This is a genomic window from Cupriavidus campinensis (assembly GCF_905397395.1).
Lineage (GTDB): Bacteria > Pseudomonadota > Gammaproteobacteria > Burkholderiales > Burkholderiaceae > Cupriavidus > Cupriavidus campinensis.
Genome location: NZ_CAJPVH010000002.1, coordinates 1 through 16,910 on the forward strand (window position 1 = coordinate 1; position 16,910 = coordinate 16,910).

Here is a 16,910-nt window from a genome sequence, read left to right on the forward strand (position 1 = left end):
GGCCACCCTCGCCCCCCAGGCACAACGCCAGCGCGCGCAGCCAGCCCGGATAGTTGCGCGAGCCCGCCAGCACCTGCCACGCGCCCGCCATGGCCCGGCGGCTGGCCGGCACGCCGGTGGCGCGCAGGTGCTCGTCCAGCACCAGGTGGAGGTTGTAGCTGGCGTTGTAGTAGGACTCGGCGTTGAAGATCGCGCGCTGGTCGGCATCGGCACGTGGCGCCGGAAAGTGATCGACGCACAGCGCCGGGTCATAGAGCAGGCGCCAGCCCGCGCGGCGCACGGCCAGGCTGAAAGCGAGGTCGTTATGAACCTGGGCGCCCGCGCCGCGCAGCCGCGTATCGAAGCGCAGCCCGTCCACCGCGCTGCGCCGCCACGCCATGTTCACGCCCTTGAGCACGTCCACGTCGCGCGGCGCGCCGGCTCCGATGTGATGATTGCCGATCACCCGGCCATACCAGCGCACCTGGCCCACGCAGCTTGCCGCACCCTGCAGGATGCGGCCGCCCTCGTGCACGCGGTCGCGCCCGCCCACGCCGCCAAGGCTGGCATCGCGCGCGAAGTGGCTGCCGATGCGCGCCAGCCAGTCTGGATGCGGCGCGGCGTCGTCGTCGGTCAGGCACAGGATGTCGCCGCGCGCGGCCGCGAAGCCGCGGTTGTTGGCGGCCACCTGGCCGGGCTCGTCCACCGTCACCAGGCGCAGGCCCGGCAGCGTCTCGGGGCAGGCCGTGGAGAGCCAGCGCGAGAGCAGCGCCAGCGTGGGCGCGTCGTCGGCGCGCGCCACCACCACCACCTCGTCGGCGGGGCGCTGCTGGCGCGCCAGCGCGCGCAGACAGCGGTCCAGGTCGTCGCAGCGCCTGTAGCTGGGAATGATTACCGATAGGTCCATCTTGGCGTCCCCCGGCGGATCAGCGGGCGGGCTCCATTGCCGCGCTGCCTTGCCGCCACTTACACGTACCCTGTCTCAATACCGCCCGCGCCGCTCTCAGTAGGCGTTGCGCCGGAGCAAAATGCACGCCGGCGTGCGCAGGATGATCTGCATGTCGAACCAGAACGACCAGTTCCGGATATAGAACAGGTCGAACTTGACCCGGGTCTCCATCTTCTCCACCGTGGACGTCTCGCCCCGATACCCGTTCACCTGCGCCCAGCCGGTCAGGCCGGGACGGATGCGGTAGCGGTGCATGTAGCCCTCCACCAGATTCTTGTAGAGCTCGTCGTGCGCCAGTGCGTGCGGGCGCGGCCCCACCAGCGACATCTGTCCGCGCAGCACGTTGAGGAGTTGCGGCAGCTCGTCGATGGACAGCGCACGCAGCACCGCGCCCACGCGCGTCACACGCGGATCGCCGCGCCGCGCCTGCGTCACCGTGCCGGGTGCCTCGTCGTGCAGGCACATCGTGCGGAACTTGAGAATCTCGAACTCGCGGCCGTCGTAGCCCTTGCGGCGCTGGCGGAAGAACACCGGCCCGTGCGAGGACTGCTTGACCAGCGCCGCCACCACCACGAACAGCGGGATCAGCGCCACCAGCGCCAGCGCGGCGGCCACGCGGTCGAAGATCTCCTTCGGCCAGAGCTGGTATTCGTCGGCCGGCGAGACGGCCAGATTGAGCGTGGGATAGCCCAGCACCTTGTCCACCGAGCATTGCAGGTGCGGCAGGCCGCGCAGGTCCGGCATGTAGCGGATGTCAACGAAGTCGTTGCGGAACTCGCGCACGAAGCGGCGCACCAGATGCTGGTCCGCCAGCGGCAGCGCCAGCCAGATCTCATCGATGGCGCGCGCGCGGACCATGCCGGCGAAGTCGCGGAAGTTGCCGCAGACCGGCACGTTGTGCAGCCACTCGGGGGCGTCGTCGCTCTCGTCATAGACACACACGGCGCGGTACTGCGCACCCGGCGCATGGGCCAGCTGCGCCAGCATGTTGCGCGCATGGGCGCGCGTGCTGACCACGGCCACCGTGCGCGTGCGCGTAGCCGCCCGGCCCAGCCGCCGCGCCACCCAGCCCGGTACCAGCCGCGCCAGCAGCAGCATGCCCGCCGAGGCGGCGGTCACGGCGATGAACCACGAAGTCGGCACGTTCTCCAGGCGTGGCGTGCACAGCAGCGCCAGCCCGGCCAGCGCCACCACGCCACAGGCCGCCAGCACCCGGTGGGTAAGCTGGCTGAGCGAGCGGTCGCGCCACTGGCCGTAGACGCCGAAGGCGGCGAACAGCACCACCGCCAGCAGCGCGTTGAACGACACCAGCATGGTCTGCGTGTCCGACCAGGCCAGCGGCAGGCCATGCCCCGGCAATGCCGGGGGCAGCATGAGCTGGTGCACCAGCAGCGCGCTGCCCGCCACCAGCAGCAGGTCCAGCGCGCAGGCAAGCAGCCCGGTCATCGCGGCATCTCCTTACTTGCGGCCATAGTTGTCCTCGAAGCGGACGATGTCGTCTTCTCCCAGATAGGCCCCCGACTGCACCTCGATGATCTCCAGCGGCGTCTTGCCCGGGTTTTCAAGCCGGTGCAGCGTGCCGATGGGGATGTAGGTGGACTGGTTCTCGCTGAGGATGCTCACGGTCTCGCCGCAGGTGACGCGCGCGGTGCCGCGCACCACGACCCAGTGCTCGGCGCGGTGGTAGTGCATCTGGAGCGAAAGGCTGGCGCCCGGCTCGACAATGATCCGCTTCACCTGGAAGCGGTCGCCATGGTCGATGGCGTCGTAGCAGCCCCACGGGCGGTGCACCTTGCGATGGTTGACCACCTCGCTGCCATGTTCGGCGCGCAGGCGCTGCACCACGTTCTTCACGTCCTGCACGTGGGCCTTGTCGACCACCAGCACGGCGTCGGCGGTTTCCACCACCACCACGTCATGCACGCCCACGCAGGCAATCAGCCGGCCTTCCGAGTGGGCGAGGCAGGCCGTCGCGCCATCGAACACCACGCGGCCCCGCGCGGCGTTGCCGAGCGCATCCTTGGGCGCGATGTCCCAGATCGCGGCCCAGGAGCCGACATCGGACCAGCCCGCGTCCAGCGGCACCACGCGCCCGGGCACGTCGGGCAGGCTCTCCAGCTTCTCCATCACGGCGTAGTCGATGGAGTCCGACTGGCACGCGCCGAAGGCCTCGCGGTTCAGCCGGAACGTATCGCCGCCGGCCTCACCAGCCTCGCCAGCCTCGTAGGCGGCGCGGCACTGCATGTACATCTCGGGCTGGAGCTGGCTCACCGCGCGCAGCCACACCGCCGCACGCACCACGAAGATGCCGCTGTTCCACCAGTAGCCGCCGGATTCCACGTAGTGCCGGGCCAGCTCCAGGTGCGGCTTCTCGACGAATTTCTCCAGCGTGTGGGCGCCATCGACCGCCGTGCCGCCGGCGCGGATGTAGCCGTAGCCGGTTTCCGGCGAGACCGGCACCACGCCGAGCGTGACGATGGCGCCGGCGTCGGCATGGCGTACCGCCGTGGCGAGCGCCTGGCGAAACGCCGGCAGGTCCGTGACGCTGTGGTCGGCCGGCGTCACCACCAGCACCACATCGCCCCCATCCGTAGCCGCCATCGCGTGCAGCGCCGCCACGGTCAGCGCCGGGGCCGTGTTGCGGCCGCAGGGCTCGGTCAGCAGCCGCGCGGGCTTGCCGGCGCGCTTCATCATGTCCGCGATCATGAAGCGATGTTCCTCGCCGCAGACCACCAGCTGCGGCGGCTCGATGCCGGCCGGGCGGCCCGCCAGCACCGCCACGCCGTCGAAGCGGCGCGCGGTGGCCTCCAGCAGCGTGTCTTCCGCCACGAGGTTCAGCAGCTGCTTGGGAAACTGTTCGCGCGAGAGCGGCCACAGGCGCGTGCCGGCACCCCCGGCCATGATCACGGGCTGGATCGGGAACTGGATGACGGGCAGCGCCGCAGCCACAGGCGGCGCGAGGGCGGCGCCGAGCGTGACGGGCGGCAGGCCCACCGGAATCGGTTGGTTCATGGAATGCTCTCCCGGCCGGGCCGCATGCGGCTCAGCGTGTCAGGCGGAACAGCCGGGCGCGCGCGCGGGGCGGCTGCCAGACCATACCGATGAAATGCGTACCGTGTTCCAGGTACGGGCCCTCGCGTTTGCTGAAGCCGAACCCCTCGCAGAACTCGCGCAGGTAGAACGGCACCTGGATGCCCACCGGCGCACCGGGCCAGCGCGTCTGGATGGCCTCCTGCGCGCTGCGCATCAATGCCTCGGCCGTGCCGTCGCCGCGACGCGACATGCGCGTGAGGAACTTGTCGATCCGGATCTCACTGCCCTCCCCCTTGAGCAGGCGGGCGTAGGCCACCACCTGCTGTGTGTCCTCCGCCGGCTCCACGCCAAGCACGTGCGTGCCGACGATGTCCTTGCCGTCGACGTCGAGCAACAGGCTGCCCTGCTCCACGATGAAGACCTCGCTGCGCACGCGCAGGATCTGATACAGCTCCCGCGTGGTCAGCTCGCTGAATTCCTTGTCCACCCAGTTCATGCCCGTCTTCCTGGTCTGTCCAAAGGCACGGACGGCGCTGCGCGCCGCGCTCACGCTCCCCATGCTCACCGCTGTTCTCGATGCGCGCGCCGCAACGCTGGCGGCACGCGGCCACAATCCATGAGTTGCAGTGTAGGAACGGCCCCTCGCCGTCTCTGTACGCTTCCGCACACCTTGCCCGGCGTGCGGTGGCGTGCCCATCAGAGCGCTAAATCGGCCGGGAAAGTGCCACTGCCGGCACGCGGCCTGCCCTCTGCCGGTGCCCCGCCAGCATGCGCGCAAACGTGCACCTTGCTGCGCCGCCTGTGTTGCCTCGCGCACCAATCTTTGGCGCGGTTGGGGCTGTAATGGAGACCGTCTGGCCGCGCCCGGCACGGCGCGGCATGCCTACACAGCGGAGGAGAATCCATATGAATGTCACGGCGACCCTGGCACGCAGCACGCCACAGCCCGCGCCGCACGCGCTGCATGGCGAGGACGTGATCTGGCAGGAGACCAACTGCTACATCGACCTGTGGATCGAACTGCTCAACGGCTGGGGGCTCGAGCCGCGCGCCGCGCTGCCCTTCACCGTCACGCAGGATTTCGAGGGCGATCACTTCACCTTCTTCAAATACCCGACCAACGACATCGAGCGGCTGTACGGCACCGTGGTGCAGGAAATGGCGCTCTACGATGCGCTGGAGGCGCATCTCGTCGAGCAGGTCGGGCGCGGCCACACGGTGCTGGTGGAGGTAGACAGCTACTACCTGCCGGACACCAAGGCCACCTCCTATCGGCAGAAACACGTCAAGACGTCGATCGGCGTGGACATGATCGATGCGCAGGCGCGCCGGCTGGGCTACTACCACGGCCTGGGCTACCACACCGTCAATGGCGACGACTACGAGGGCCTGCTGCGCCTGACGCCCGAACTGTCCGGCAACCCGGACCTGCTGTTCCCCTACGCCGAGTGCGCCAAGCGCGTGCGCGCGCCGGTGGCGCCGGGCATGCTGGCCGATGCCTCGGTGCGGCTGCTGCGCGAGCATCTGGCGCGGCGCCCCGCCGCCAACCCGGTGAGCCGGCTGCGCGCGGTGTTTCCGTCGCATATGGAGCGGATGCTGGCGCGCGGCGACGCCTACTTCCACCAGTACACGTTCAACGTGCCGCGCCAGCTGGGCGCCAACTTCGAGATGCTGCATCACTACCTCACGTGGCTGGCGCGGCAGGGCCACAAGGTGCCCGAGCCGGTGGTGGACGCGGCGCACAGCATCGCCACGGAAGCCAAGGTGCTGCAGTTCCGGCTGGCCCGCGCGGTAGCCCGAGGCCGGCAGGACCCCTGCACGGACTGCCTGGATGTGCTGGAGTCCGCCTACGACCGCACGCTGTCTGGCCTGGTGGCCACGTTCGGCGCGGCGGGGCCGGTGCATGTCCATGCGGGCGTCTGAGGACGGCGGCGCCATGGGCGGCGCGGGCGGGGGTCCGCACCAGGACGGACACGGGGACGGACACGGCGCCCAGGGGCCGCACGGCCCGGGGATGGTGCACGCCGTGATGGAACCGCTGCTGTTCGACGGGTGCTACGGCTGGCTGCACCGGCCTATCGTGCCTCTTTCCCCGCTCTTGCCCGATGCCTGCGGCGTGGTGCTGTGCAACCCGTTCGGGCAGGAAGCGATCATGACGCACCGTGGCTGGCGCTACCTCGCCACGGTGTTGTCCGCCAACGGCATGCCGGCGCTGCGCTTCGACTATCACGGCACCGGCGATTCCGATGGCGACGAGAGCGATCCCGCCCGGCTGCAGGCGTGGACGGCCAGCATCGTGGCCGCCGTGCGCGTGCTGCGCGAGCGTACCGGCGTAACGCGCGTGGCCTTGTGCGGCATCCGCCTCGGCGCGCTGCTGGCCGTCCTCGCCACGCAGGAGATGGAGGCGGAGGCGATCGACGCGCTGGTGCTGCTGGCCCCGGTGGTACGGGGGCGCGACCATCTGCGCGAACTGCGCGCGTTGCAGAGCACCGCGCGGTCGTCCCCGGCGGACCAGCTCGATCCGGCCGAGACCGAAGACTTCATGACCGTGGTCGGCAACCGCTTCTACCGCGACACCATCGAGGCCATCCAGGCCTGCGACCTCGGCAAACCCGGACAACTGCGCCAGCGCCCGGCGGCGCGCATGCTGATCCTGTCGGCCAGTACGCTCGACGGCGCCGGCCGCCTGGCCGAGCGCGCCGCGGCGCTCGGCTGCGACGTGACGCAGGCGCCGTTCGACGAGTACGAGACCTATGTCAGCTATCCCGAGCTGAACGACCTGCCCTGGCAGGCGTTCCGGCACGCCACGGCGTGGCTGGCCGGCGTGCCCGAGACCGATGTGCGCGAGCCCGACAACGCGCGCGTGCGCCGCCTGGCCACCGACGACGCGCCGGTGCTGCACGGTGACCGCTTCGTGGAGCGCCGCGCGCACTACGGCGCCGACGGCCTCTTCGGCATCCTGTGCGAGCCGCCCGCCGCCGCGCGCGGCGACGGCGCGCCGGTGGTGCTCATCATCAACACCGGCGCCGGCCATCATGTGGGCGATGCGCGCATGGGCGTGCTCTGCGCGCGCTACCTTGCCCGGCGCGGCATTGCGTCGATGCGGATGGACCTGGGCGGGATTGGCGACAGCGTCTCGCTGGCGCTGCCCCGCTATGCCTTCCAACCCTACGGCAGCCACCTGCGCCGCGACGTGACCGCCGCCGCCGCATGGCTGGCCGCGCAGGGCTTCGGCCGCGTGGTGCTGTTCGGTATCTGCTCGGGCGCCTTCGTGGGACTGCACGCCGCCACCGGCAGCGAACACGTGGCCGGCGCGGTGCTGGTCAACGTGCAGAAATTCCTGTGGCCCGAAGGGCTCGGCATCCAGGACGTGGTGCAGCAGCGCCCCAGCCCACGCCAGGCCGCCACGCGCGTGTACCTGACCGCCGCGCTGGACACGCAGAAATGGGTACGCGTCTTCAAGGGCGACGCGGAAATCGGCTCGATTGCATGGGAGCTGGGCCGCCGCATCATGGCCCGTGTGCGCACGCGGGCGCAGACGCTGGCCGCATGGATTACTCGCGCTGATACGCCGGTGCGTCAGGTGCATGGTCTCATTCGTCGGCTCGATGAACGCAGCGTGCCGGTGTGGCTGGTCTTCGGCGGCTACGATCCGGGCCTTGGGGAACTCGCCACGCACTTCGGCGCGCGCGGGCGGCAACTGCGGCGCTATCGTCATGTGAAGTGTGTGATTTCGGATGAAGTGGACCACGCGCTGCGGTCTTACGCGGCGCGCGAGGCGGTCTACGCGCTGCTCGACCAGTACCTGCGTACCCATTTCTGCGAGGATGCGGACACCATCGCCGCCCTCGTCGCCGGCATCGATCCGGAGCCGGCGCTGCGCTGAACCGCGCTGAACCGCGCTGAACCGCGCTGAACTGCGCTGGATCGCAGGGATACAGCGGTCGAACGGGCGCCCTAAGCCGGGCGCCCACGGTACTCAGAACACAAACTCCCGCCGCACGTGGTCCACCACGGTGACCGTGCCGGTGCTGGTCATGTGGTGCGAGCCGATCAGCCGCCGGCCGAAGTCCGGGTTGATGCGGCGCACCTCGCGCTCGCGGTACGCCTCGTCGGAGACCGCCAGCACCTCGTTGACGATCAGCCCTTCGCCGTAGCGGTCGAAGCCCTGGCGCTGCGCCAGCCGGTAGATGCGTCCGCCGTCCATGATCAGGCCGGCGTTGCGCCCGCCCGCCGGGTCGATCCGCACCGGGTTGGCCGCGCAGGGCGTCCAGTCCGTACCGAGCGGAGACGGCCCCGAGAACAGGTACAGCTCGCTGCAATGGTCCTTCACGTCGGCGGGGTCCATGCTGGTCAGCAGCCACCATTTGCCGTCGCGCGGGAACAGCACGGTATCGGCGGCGGAGACGTTTTCCATGAGCACGGCCGCCAGCTCCCACTTGAGCGGGAATTCGGCGCACCGATAGACGCGGATCTGTCCGGACCCCGAGCATTCGGGGCACATATACAGCGCCCCCTCGTACGCGAACAGGTAGGGGAACGACATGTGGTACGGCTCCACGATCACCGCGCCAAGATCCACCGCGCGATGGCCGACGATCTCCAGCGCCGAGATATGGGCGCGGCCGGTGGCGTAGCGGTAGTCCTCCACGAAGCAGACCACGCGGCCATCGGGGCCGGTCCACAGGAACGGATCGGCCCAGAAGCGGCCGCGCGGCGCGGTCACCTCCACGGCCTGCCGCAGGTCGGCGTTGCGCCAGGAGCCTTGCAGGATCGAGATACCGAACTTGCGCCGCATGCGCAGCGCGCGCTGGGTGCCCTTGATCGCCGCGCGCTTGAACAGGCGGCCCGCGTAGCCGAGGAGGTCGCGCGCACGGGGCCGGGCCAGCCCGGGAACCGGCGCGCCGGCCGGCGAGGGCAGCGTACCCGTCGTAGCAATGCCGGTGAGCAACGCGCGCAGGTGCACATCGGCCTTGCGGTACAGGTGGGCCTGGTTTTCCAGGTAGCTCACACGCGTGCCCACCCGGCCCGCGCGCAGCACACGGCGCGTACCGTCGATACGTTCGATGGCAAAGCCGGTGGCCGGCTCGGCGTGCCGGCATTCGTCGAAACCGGCGGCTGGCGCCACGCCGCCCCGGCCATAGCGCATCCATAGCGTGCCGATGCGCGCGGCGGCCGCCATGCGTGCATCGACCGTGGCGGGGCCGAAGCCGAGCAGCAGGTCCAGCCCGAGGGCGCGCACCTGGTCTACCGCGGCGACGTCGAACTGGATGTGGCCGTTGGCGCCGGGCATGGGCGCGGCAATGTCCAGGCGCTCGGGAATCGAGCGCGCGAGGTCGTGGCGGGTCAGGTGGCCGCGATAGGTGCGGCGCAGCACCATGCCTTCGGCCCGCATCAGGCCGCGCAGCATGGCCGCGAGCATGCGGTCCCACGGCGGGGTACCGCCCTGCACGGGCGCGTGCACGATCAAATGGGTGATGGCCAGGGCCGGCTGCTTGCGGGCCCAGAGCACGAGCTGGTAGAGGTGGTGCAGCGCCTGCGGGCTGTCCAGCAGCAGGCCGATGCGTAGCGGAACGACCGCTGCCTGGGCATCGCCGCCCGGCTTGGCATCGAGTTCGGGCAGGTCAAGCGAGGTGACCGTCATGGCGGGCTCTCCGGTTGGCGCAAGGATCCTTCGGCAGGAATGCGCGCGGCGCGGCATCACACCGCGCCGCATCGCCCTGGCGGGAATCAGGCTTGCACCAGCGCCGGCAGCAGGCGGTCGTACTCGCGCTTGACGAGCTTGTAGCACTCGCAGGAATGCTTCTCCAGCCCGCAGCGGTCCAGCACCGTGATATGGCCACGGCTGTGGTGGATCAGGCCCAGGTCCTCGAGCTTGCCGGCCGCTTCGGTTACGCCCTCGCGGCGCACGCCGAGCATGTTGGCGATGACCTGCTGCGTGATCACCAGTTCGTTGGAGCTCATGCGGTCGATCGCCAGCAGCAGCCAGCGGCACAGTTGCTTGTTGAGCGAATGGTGGCGGTTGCAGGCGGCGGTCTGCGCGATCTGCGTCAGCACGGCCTGCACATAGAGCAGGGTCACGCGTTGCAGGGCGGGCATGTGGGCCAGTTCGGCACGCAGGGCACGGGCGGGGATGCGATAGGCGAAGCCGGGGCTGCGCACTTCCACGCGGCTCGGCATGGTGTCGCCGCCGGTGACCACGGGAATGCCGACGAGTCCTTCGTTGCCGACGGCCGCGAATTCCACCGTGGCGCCGTCCTCAAGCAGCGACAGCAGCGACACCACCGACGTGGTCGGGAAGTACACGTGGACGATGCGCTGGCCCGAGTCGGTCAGTAGCTCACCGGCGCGGAGCCGGACCAGTTCGAAATGCCGCGAGAGCGTTTCCCATTCGTGACGCGGCAACGCGTTGAGCAGGTGATTGACATGCAAGTCTGACCGATGCGTAATCATGGTGATTCTCCTCCCTCTGACCCGGGAGCAGCATCGGTCCTCCACCCCGCATGGCAATCTCCATGCAGGCTGTGACCCGATCTCGCCGCTCCACCCGTTTGCGTTTTCTGGCGATCTCTGGCAGCCCCGTAGCTGCCACCCTCTTTACCCCCGGCACCTCGCGGGCCCCGGTTTTGCTATCTCGTTGTTGACTCTATTAAGGGCCATGCAGATCAGAATCGACAGTAGGCAGACGGCTGGTGCGGCGGTCATGCTTTGGGAGGGAAGGAGGGAGGCAAACGGCGGAGAGGCGGGGATGACGCGCGACGGGCCGGGCCCTGCGGATATGCCGCCCTGCCGCGCCGCATATGGCGCAGCGGGCAGGGGTTGAGAGGATGAGATCAGGCGTCGTAGGAGAGCGGGCGCTCGGCGTTCAGGGCGGAGATCTCGCCTGAAGGAATGGCGTCTCCCCCACCTCCTCCCCCTCCCTCATTCATCAGGCGGATACGGCGCGCTTCCCCGGGTCCGAGGTGGAACCAGTCGAGCTCCGGGCGAAACGCATGGTCCTCAATATGCACCCAGCGCGCAAAACGCCGGGCGCTGACGGTCAGCCACCACACGCCATCCACCTGATCCACCGTGGCACTCAACCCTGGCGCGCGCAACGCGGCGGCGCGGCGGTCCGGCAGGTACGCCGCCTGGCTGAGCAACGCGTTGCTGGCGGCCGGGTCGTGCAGGGTGGCCAGGACGACGTCGTGCGCGGGCGGGCCGAAGCGATAGGCGTAGGTGAAATCGAAAAAGTGATCGATGAGTTCTGCCGCCACGAGCCGGCGGGTCTCGCGCGGGGCCAGCGTGAGCGTTTGCGTGGCCTGCACGGTGGCGATTTCGCCATCGCGCAGGCAGCGGAAGGTCAGTTGCACCGTGCGCGGCGTGGCCGATTCGTTGACCACGTGCACGTGCAACCCGTTCAGGCCCTCGTCGGTGATCAGCACCTGGAGCGGCTGCCAGACCTGCCGCAGCGCATGCCAGGCCGATTTCGGCCGGCCCCGCGCATCGACGATGCCCCAGCCGGCACCCGGCAGCAGGTCCTGCAGCTGCCAGACCAGCCCGCCCATGCAGGTGGAGCCGGCGCGGCGCCATTCGCTGAAGACGTCGGTCATGATCTCGGCCACCACCGCGCGCGAGAGCGCCAGGTAGCGCGCAGGCTGCTCGTAGCGCAGGCGGGGCGGATCGACCTCGAACAGCGCCCGCAGGTAGAAATCGCGGATGTCCTCGAAATCCCAGGCGGAACCGGCGTCGCGCGGCACGCGCGCCTTCCAGCGCGGGTCGTGCAGCGGCTGGGAGAGGCCCGCCTCGGTCAGCGTGCGCGCGCACGGCACGTTGGCGAAGGCCAGGCACTCGGAGGTGAAGCGCACGTTGGCCAGCCGGGCATCGGCCAGCGGGCGCTGGTAGGCGCCCACGCCGTAGTAGTGCGTGATGCCGGTATCGGGCTGGAACGGCCAGGCGCCTTCGCTGGGCGAATTGCGCACATAGATCACATCGGGGCGATGTTCGGCCACGAGCGCGGGAATCAGGGTGTCGAACAGCGGCTGGCGCCACGCGCCGCGCGGCGTGCCGAGCATGGCCGCCTGCTGCTCGGCCTCGCTGCCGCCGCAGAGCACGGCGAGGCTGGCATGGGCGCGCGTGCCGGCCAGCCACTGGGCCACCTCGCGCGCGGCGTCGTCCATCAGGGCCGGCGTGGCGCTGGTCTCGCTGCCATAGTCGAAATTGGCGAACATGAAGTCCTGCCAGACCATCAGGCCGAGGGCGTCGCACTGGCGGTAGAACGCTTCGCCGGGATAGCAGGTCACGCCGCTGACGCGGACCATATTGGCGCCGGCGTCGCGCGCCAGTTGCAGCCAGCTGGCCACGGCTTCGTCGGTGTCGGCCAGACCCGGCAGGTCGTGGCTGGAAACGCAGGCGCCCCGGCAGAACACGCGCTCGCCGTTCACGCGCAGCGCGAACGCGCCGGGCTCGCCGTCGCGGTCTTCGGTGATGGTGCGGAAGCCGGTCTGGCCGCAGGGGATGGCGTGGCCGCCCACCTCGGCCTGCACGCGGTACAGCGCCGGCTCGCCGTGCGTATGGGGCCACCAGCGCTGGGCATCGGGCACGCGCAGGGTGCCGGCCAGCGAGTGCGCGCCCACGCGGCGCAGCTCGCCCTGCCAGACGCCGCCATCGGCCCCTTCGGCCCGGAAGCTGCCCTGCATCGGCGCCGGGCCGGGAAAGTGGAGTTGCAGCGCCACCACGCCGTCGCGGCCATCGAGATGGCCCGCCAGCACGGCGCGCGCGCCATGCGCGACATCCGCGCCCTCGGGGTGCAGCAGCTCGATGTCGCGCCACGGGCCCACCGCGTGCACGGGCGGGCACCAGCCGGGCATGTGGCCGAGCAGCGTGGTGCGCACCGCGCGCAGCGTGGGCGGCTGGATCATGCGCGGCTTCCAGCGCACCGCGCCGCGCTGCGTGCGCAGCCACGGATGCAGCGCGCGGAAGCAGATATGGAGCACATTGTCAGCGCCCTGCAATTGCACTGCCACCTGGTGCGCCACGAACATATGGCGCGTGGTGAGCACCTGCACGCCGTTGAGCCAGACCTCGGCCAGCGTGGCCAGCCCGTTGCAGCGGAGCACGCGGCGGCCACTGCCGGCGAAATGGAGCCGGTACCAGTAGTCGTGCTGGTGCAGCGGCGGCGGGGCGGAATCGTCCCACCGGCCGGCGGCGCGCAGCGCGCTGGCCACCGTACCCGGCACCGGCGCGGGCAGCCAGTGCCCGTCCTCGCCCAGTTCGCGCGGATGCGTGGCCGCGCCGGCCAGCGTCTCCAGGAAGGTCCAGTCGCCCTCCAGCCGCGCATCGCCCACGGCCACGCCGGCCCACAGGACGGGTTGCAGCGCCGGTTCCGGATCACGCGCGGTCATGTGACGGTCTCCCCGAAATAAGCGGCCAGCGCCGGCACGGTGCCCTCGTACGACAGTTCGAGCTGGTCGAGGCAGTCCTGGCACGGGTCCGGCTTGTGGCTGATGACGGCGCGCATCAGGCGGAACTGCATCACCATCGCCTCGGACGCCATCGTGTAGCAGGCTTCGCAGATCGCATCCGGCAACGGCTGGCCGTGTTCCGAGAGCCAGCGCAGATAGCGCCCCAGCAGCTCGAAGTTGGCGCCCAACTGACGCAACACGCTGGCCGCGTAGACCTGGAAGTTGGGCTCGCCGCGCGCCATCAGCTGCTCCAGGTGCCCGGGAAAGGCGCTGCGGAACGCGGTGATGGGGTTCTGGCGGGGCCGGCAGGCCAGGTGGTGGCGTAGCAGTTCCAGCGAGGCCGCGACCAGCGCCTCGCCCGCCTGCGCCGGAAAGCGCCGGCGCACGACCTCGGCGTGGGGAAACGCGGGCGCCTCCCACTCGGGGGCGATGCTCGCCTGGCGGAAGATGGCCGCGTAGTCGTCCCCGCTGGCGGTGTGGTAGCCATCGCCATGATAGAAACCCACGGCGTTGGCCTCCGGCACCAGCACGTCGATGCCGATGGCCGAGCGCGTGTGCTGGCGGCGGTAGGCATTGGGCGGCTGGGGCAGGTAGAAGCCATCCACCTCCAACAGCACCACGTTGCCCCGGCAGGTCTGCGCGGCCACGTGGGTCTCGAGCTTGTCGTAGGTGGACAGCTCGTGGGTGTGAATGCCGTAGAGGCGCTCAAGATCGCCGGGCGGAAAGCTCGCCAGCGTGAACTGGTCGCCCTCGAAATCCTGTGTCACGGCGAACGGCAGGGCCGCCACGGGTTCCAGTTCCCATCCATGCAGCAGCTCGACCCAGAGATCGATATGGCGGTTGGCGTGTGCCCACACCGGATTGCCACCATGCAATGCCGGGCCGCCCCGCGGCCGAAGCCTGCCGTCACCGTACATTTACTGGCCTCCGAGCGTATCCCGTACCGACTGCGGCCAACGGGCCGGATCCAGCCCGTGATGCTTGAGCAGCGCCAAGGTGAGACGCTCGATGCCAAAACCCACGCAGCCGGTGTGCGCCGTGCCGCCATCGGCGGTACGGATGTCCCACAGCGCGCCGAAGTGGTCCATGTGATAGTTGAAACTCATGCAGGCGGTGGGTCCCAGCCCGTCGTTCACCGGAATCAGCAACTCGAACTTGAGCTTCAGCTCGCGCTGGCTGTCCGCCACGATCTTGCCGCCGCGCCCGAAGAACGGGTCGTTGGCCACGTCCAGCTCCATCGGCAGGCCCAGCGCCTGCACGGCGGCCTGCCCGCGCCCCATCCACATCTCCCGGAACGCGATGATCTGCTCGGGCGATCCGATGCACACGAACTCGTGCTGGCGGAACAGCTGCATGCGCGTGGGCTCCAGCGAGGGCTCGTGCCGGTAGCAGTACGACATCACGTTGATGATCTTGCCCTCGGGCGGCAGCGGCCCGCGCCGCGCGATGACCGGATACACCGGATAGCAGGCGGCCGGCGTCAGCACCACGCCGGTGGGCTGCTGCTGGTCGGTCCAGTCTTCCTTGTCCTCCAGCCGCGCCAGCAGGCGGCGATGGCCGCGGTCGTCGCCACAGAAACTGTGGATGGTGCCGGCCAGCTGCGGAAAGCTCTTCAGGTACTCGCTGGTCTCGAAGTCGTGCTGGCCGATGGCCGGCGGGAAGCGCAGCGTCTCGGCGTGGTGGTCTTCGCCCAGCCGCTTCACCATGCGGTTGAGGCTTTCGGCGATGGCCTCGAAGGTCTCACTGCGGCCATACAGCCCGAGCACGCCGCTGGGAATCAGCAGCCCGGCCTCGATCAGCTGTTCGAGGAAGGTGGGCGCGGCAGCGCTGCCACCGGCTCCGCCGAGGGCGTGCGCGTCTGCCGTTACGGTTTGGGCGTCCATGGAAGCTCCTTGTTCCGACTGCTCTCAGGTCCGGTCGGCCAGCAGCAGGTTGGCCGTGTTGGACAGGATGCGGTCGTTATTGATCATCAACGGCGCCGACCACAGGTCGCGCAGATGGCGCCCCAGGCTGAACGGCGTGCCGTGCTTGTAGCCGGCCATGCCGCAGACCAGCATCGCCTGCTGCACCACGTCCAGCGCCATGGTCGAGACGGCCGTCTTCAGCCCGTTCATCTCGGCGGCCAGCGTGAAGGACGACACCGCCTTGGCCACATGCCGCTCGCGCTGGTGCGCGAGCGCGAGGTCCAGGCGCCCTTCGATCATCTGCAGCAGGCTCACGGCCTCCGCCACGCGCGGCGCGGACGGCGGCATGGAACCCGGACGCGCGCGCGCCTGGCCCTGGAAGAAGGTCTTGGCGCGCTGCACGGCGTCGCCGGCAATGCCAAGCCAGAGCGCGCTCCAGACGATGTGCGACACCGGCGTCATGGTCTCGTCGGCAATCTGGCCGAACGGCACCGGCAGGATCTGCGCCACATCGCCCGCCGCTTCGAGGCGGAAGCCGTTGCTGCAGGTGCCGCGCATGCCCAGCGTGTCCCAGGTGTTCAGGCTCTGGAGGGTGTAGTCGGCTTTCAGCGCACAGACCAGCACCTGGTCGGACGGCGCGGCGTCGGCGCTGCGGCGCGCGGTGATCAGGATGCCGTCGGCGTGCGCGCCGTACGAGATCGTCGGCGCCATCTTGAGCAGGTGGAAGCGTTCGCCCTCGGCGTTGACTGCGCAGCCGCTGTTGCGCAGCGCGCCGCCGATGGCTTCCTCCGAGGTGGCCGAGGCCAGCAGCAGCTGCTCGCCGGCCACGCGGGACAGCAGGCGCTCGTGCCACGGGCTGCCCATGCCGTGCTCCAGCACGCACGCCACCTGGATCTGGTGCATCGCGTAGACCATGCCCGTGGCGGCGCAGGCGCCGCCCAGCACGCGGCAGATGGCGGCCACGGTATCCAGCGTGGCGCCGGCGCCGCCGAGGTGCGTCGGGATCATCGCGCCGAGCAGGCCGTGCTCGCGCAGCGTGACGAAGGCTTCGTCCGGAAAGCGCGCGTCGCGGTCCACCGCATCGGCATGCGTGGCGGCGACGGCGGCAGCGGCCTGGGCGGCGGCGATCAGGGTGGCGGAGTCCGCCGGCGCGGGATGCGGCGACGCCTGGTCCACCGCGGCGAGAACGGGGTTCATCACGCAGCCTCCTGCAGTTGCGAGGCTGCCGCCGCGAGCGAGTTCACGCTCTTGAACAGCTGGCGGGTCAGCATGTGATCGGGAATCTCGATGTTGAACGCATTCTCGAGGGCCAGCATCACGTGCACCGTGGCCAGCGACGACAGGCCCGCCTGGTAGAGGTCGGCCTGATCGTCCAGCGTCTCGATGGGGACGTCGAGGCGGGCCACTTCGGCAAGGATCTGTCGGATGGTTTCCTTCATGGCGTATCTCCTGGTCAGAAGGCAGGGTGTGGCGCTGGCCTTGCCGGGCGCCTGTTTCGGATCGTTTCCTGCTCACGGTGCCATTGGGCCGCAGCGGGGGTACGGCTTCGGTGCGGTGTCCAACAAACGCCCTGGGGCACGCGCGAGAGGTCACATTGCCGGG

General features: G+C 69.9%; 13 protein-coding genes. 2 read left to right on the forward strand and 11 right to left on the reverse strand.

The window, feature by feature from the left end:
• From KHO18_RS01580 to KHO18_RS01595, 4 genes are all read right to left on the reverse strand, one after another.
• Positions 1 to 886 (reverse strand): glycosyltransferase (locus KHO18_RS01580; protein ID WP_211942679.1); only part of this gene is annotated, 886 nt, incomplete at its 3' end.
• 96 nt (positions 887 to 982) lie between these two features.
• The gene (locus KHO18_RS01585; protein WP_144201087.1) at positions 983 to 2,374 is read right to left on the reverse strand and encodes an undecaprenyl-phosphate glucose phosphotransferase; all 1,392 of its coding nucleotides are present in this window, start codon (positions 2,372 to 2,374) and stop codon (positions 983 to 985) included.
• A gap of 12 nt (positions 2,375 to 2,386) precedes the next feature.
• Positions 2,387 to 3,940, reverse strand: a complete 1,554-nt coding sequence (locus tag KHO18_RS01590) for a mannose-1-phosphate guanylyltransferase/mannose-6-phosphate isomerase (RefSeq protein ID WP_211942680.1) — start codon at positions 3,938 to 3,940, stop codon at positions 2,387 to 2,389.
• 31 nt (positions 3,941 to 3,971) lie between these two features.
• Positions 3,972 to 4,457, reverse strand: coding sequence for a GNAT family N-acetyltransferase (locus KHO18_RS01595; protein WP_092294228.1), 486 nt, complete (start codon positions 4,455 to 4,457; stop codon positions 3,972 to 3,974).
• Between the two features lie 410 nt (positions 4,458 to 4,867).
• Between KHO18_RS01595 and KHO18_RS01600 the strand changes: the two genes are divergently transcribed.
• Both KHO18_RS01600 and KHO18_RS01605 read left to right on the forward strand, forming a co-directional pair.
• Positions 4,868 to 5,884: a DUF1839 family protein gene (locus KHO18_RS01600; RefSeq protein WP_244844458.1), complete on the forward strand. Its 1,017-nt coding sequence runs from the start codon at positions 4,868 to 4,870 to the stop codon at positions 5,882 to 5,884.
• Positions 5,871 to 7,847: a serine aminopeptidase domain-containing protein gene (locus KHO18_RS01605; RefSeq protein ID WP_211942681.1), complete on the forward strand. Its 1,977-nt coding sequence runs from the start codon at positions 5,871 to 5,873 to the stop codon at positions 7,845 to 7,847. Before KHO18_RS01600 ends, KHO18_RS01605 begins: the two co-directional genes overlap by 14 nt.
• Positions 7,848 to 7,940: 93 nt before the next feature.
• Here the strand turns inward: KHO18_RS01605 and KHO18_RS01610 are convergent, their stop codons facing one another.
• From KHO18_RS01610 to KHO18_RS01640, 7 genes are all read right to left on the reverse strand, one after another.
• The gene (locus KHO18_RS01610; protein ID WP_211942682.1) at positions 7,941 to 9,605 is read right to left on the reverse strand and encodes a glucosamine inositolphosphorylceramide transferase family protein; all 1,665 of its coding nucleotides are present in this window, start codon (positions 9,603 to 9,605) and stop codon (positions 7,941 to 7,943) included.
• Positions 9,606 to 9,691: 86 nt separating this feature from the next.
• Entirely contained in the window at positions 9,692 to 10,414 is a 723-nt protein-coding gene (locus tag KHO18_RS01615) for a Crp/Fnr family transcriptional regulator (protein ID WP_092294220.1), read from the reverse strand.
• A 380-nt stretch (positions 10,415 to 10,794) separates the two neighbouring features.
• Complete coding sequence (locus tag KHO18_RS01620) at positions 10,795 to 13,344, reverse strand: glycoside hydrolase family 2 protein (RefSeq protein WP_211942683.1); 2,550 nt, start codon at positions 13,342 to 13,344, stop codon at positions 10,795 to 10,797.
• Positions 13,341 to 14,321, reverse strand: coding sequence for a DUF1839 family protein (locus KHO18_RS01625; RefSeq protein ID WP_149138553.1), 981 nt, complete (start codon positions 14,319 to 14,321; stop codon positions 13,341 to 13,343). The genes KHO18_RS01620 and KHO18_RS01625 overlap by 4 nt, the downstream gene beginning before the upstream one ends.
• Positions 14,322 to 15,287 carry an amino acid--[acyl-carrier-protein] ligase gene (locus KHO18_RS01630; RefSeq protein WP_144201071.1) on the reverse strand — a complete coding sequence of 322 codons (966 nt, stop codon included), beginning with the start codon at positions 15,285 to 15,287 and terminating at the stop codon, positions 14,322 to 14,324.
• 24 nt (positions 15,288 to 15,311) lie between these two features.
• Positions 15,312 to 16,505: an acyl-CoA dehydrogenase family protein gene (locus tag KHO18_RS01635; RefSeq protein ID WP_144201069.1), complete on the reverse strand. Its 1,194-nt coding sequence runs from the start codon at positions 16,503 to 16,505 to the stop codon at positions 15,312 to 15,314.
• Positions 16,505 to 16,747, reverse strand: coding sequence for an acyl carrier protein (locus KHO18_RS01640; RefSeq protein ID WP_144201067.1), 243 nt, complete (start codon positions 16,745 to 16,747; stop codon positions 16,505 to 16,507). The genes KHO18_RS01635 and KHO18_RS01640 overlap by 1 nt, the downstream gene beginning before the upstream one ends.
• Positions 16,748 to 16,910: the final 163 nt, after the last annotated feature.

Coding starts and splice junctions, on each gene's coding strand:
- KHO18_RS01630 (WP_144201071.1), bottom strand. CDS start 15,287: ATGGACGCCCAAACCGTAACGGCAGACGCGCACGCCCTCGGCGGAGCC.
- KHO18_RS01600 (WP_244844458.1), top strand. CDS start 4,868: ATGAATGTCACGGCGACCCTGGCACGCAGCACGCCACAGCCCGCGCCG.
- KHO18_RS01610 (WP_211942682.1), bottom strand. CDS start 9,605: ATGACGGTCACCTCGCTTGACCTGCCCGAACTCGATGCCAAGCCGGGC.
- KHO18_RS01635 (WP_144201069.1), bottom strand. CDS start 16,505: ATGAACCCCGTTCTCGCCGCGGTGGACCAGGCGTCGCCGCATCCCGCG.
- KHO18_RS01640 (WP_144201067.1), bottom strand. CDS start 16,747: ATGAAGGAAACCATCCGACAGATCCTTGCCGAAGTGGCCCGCCTCGAC.
- KHO18_RS01585 (WP_144201087.1), bottom strand. CDS start 2,374: ATGACCGGGCTGCTTGCCTGCGCGCTGGACCTGCTGCTGGTGGCGGGC.
- KHO18_RS01595 (WP_092294228.1), bottom strand. CDS start 4,457: ATGAACTGGGTGGACAAGGAATTCAGCGAGCTGACCACGCGGGAGCTG.
- KHO18_RS01625 (WP_149138553.1), bottom strand. CDS start 14,321: ATGTACGGTGACGGCAGGCTTCGGCCGCGGGGCGGCCCGGCATTGCAT.
- KHO18_RS01590 (WP_211942680.1), bottom strand. CDS start 3,940: ATGAACCAACCGATTCCGGTGGGCCTGCCGCCCGTCACGCTCGGCGCC.
- KHO18_RS01605 (WP_211942681.1), top strand. CDS start 5,871: ATGCGGGCGTCTGAGGACGGCGGCGCCATGGGCGGCGCGGGCGGGGGT.
- KHO18_RS01615 (WP_092294220.1), bottom strand. CDS start 10,414: ATGATTACGCATCGGTCAGACTTGCATGTCAATCACCTGCTCAACGCG.
- KHO18_RS01620 (WP_211942683.1), bottom strand. CDS start 13,344: ATGACCGCGCGTGATCCGGAACCGGCGCTGCAACCCGTCCTGTGGGCC.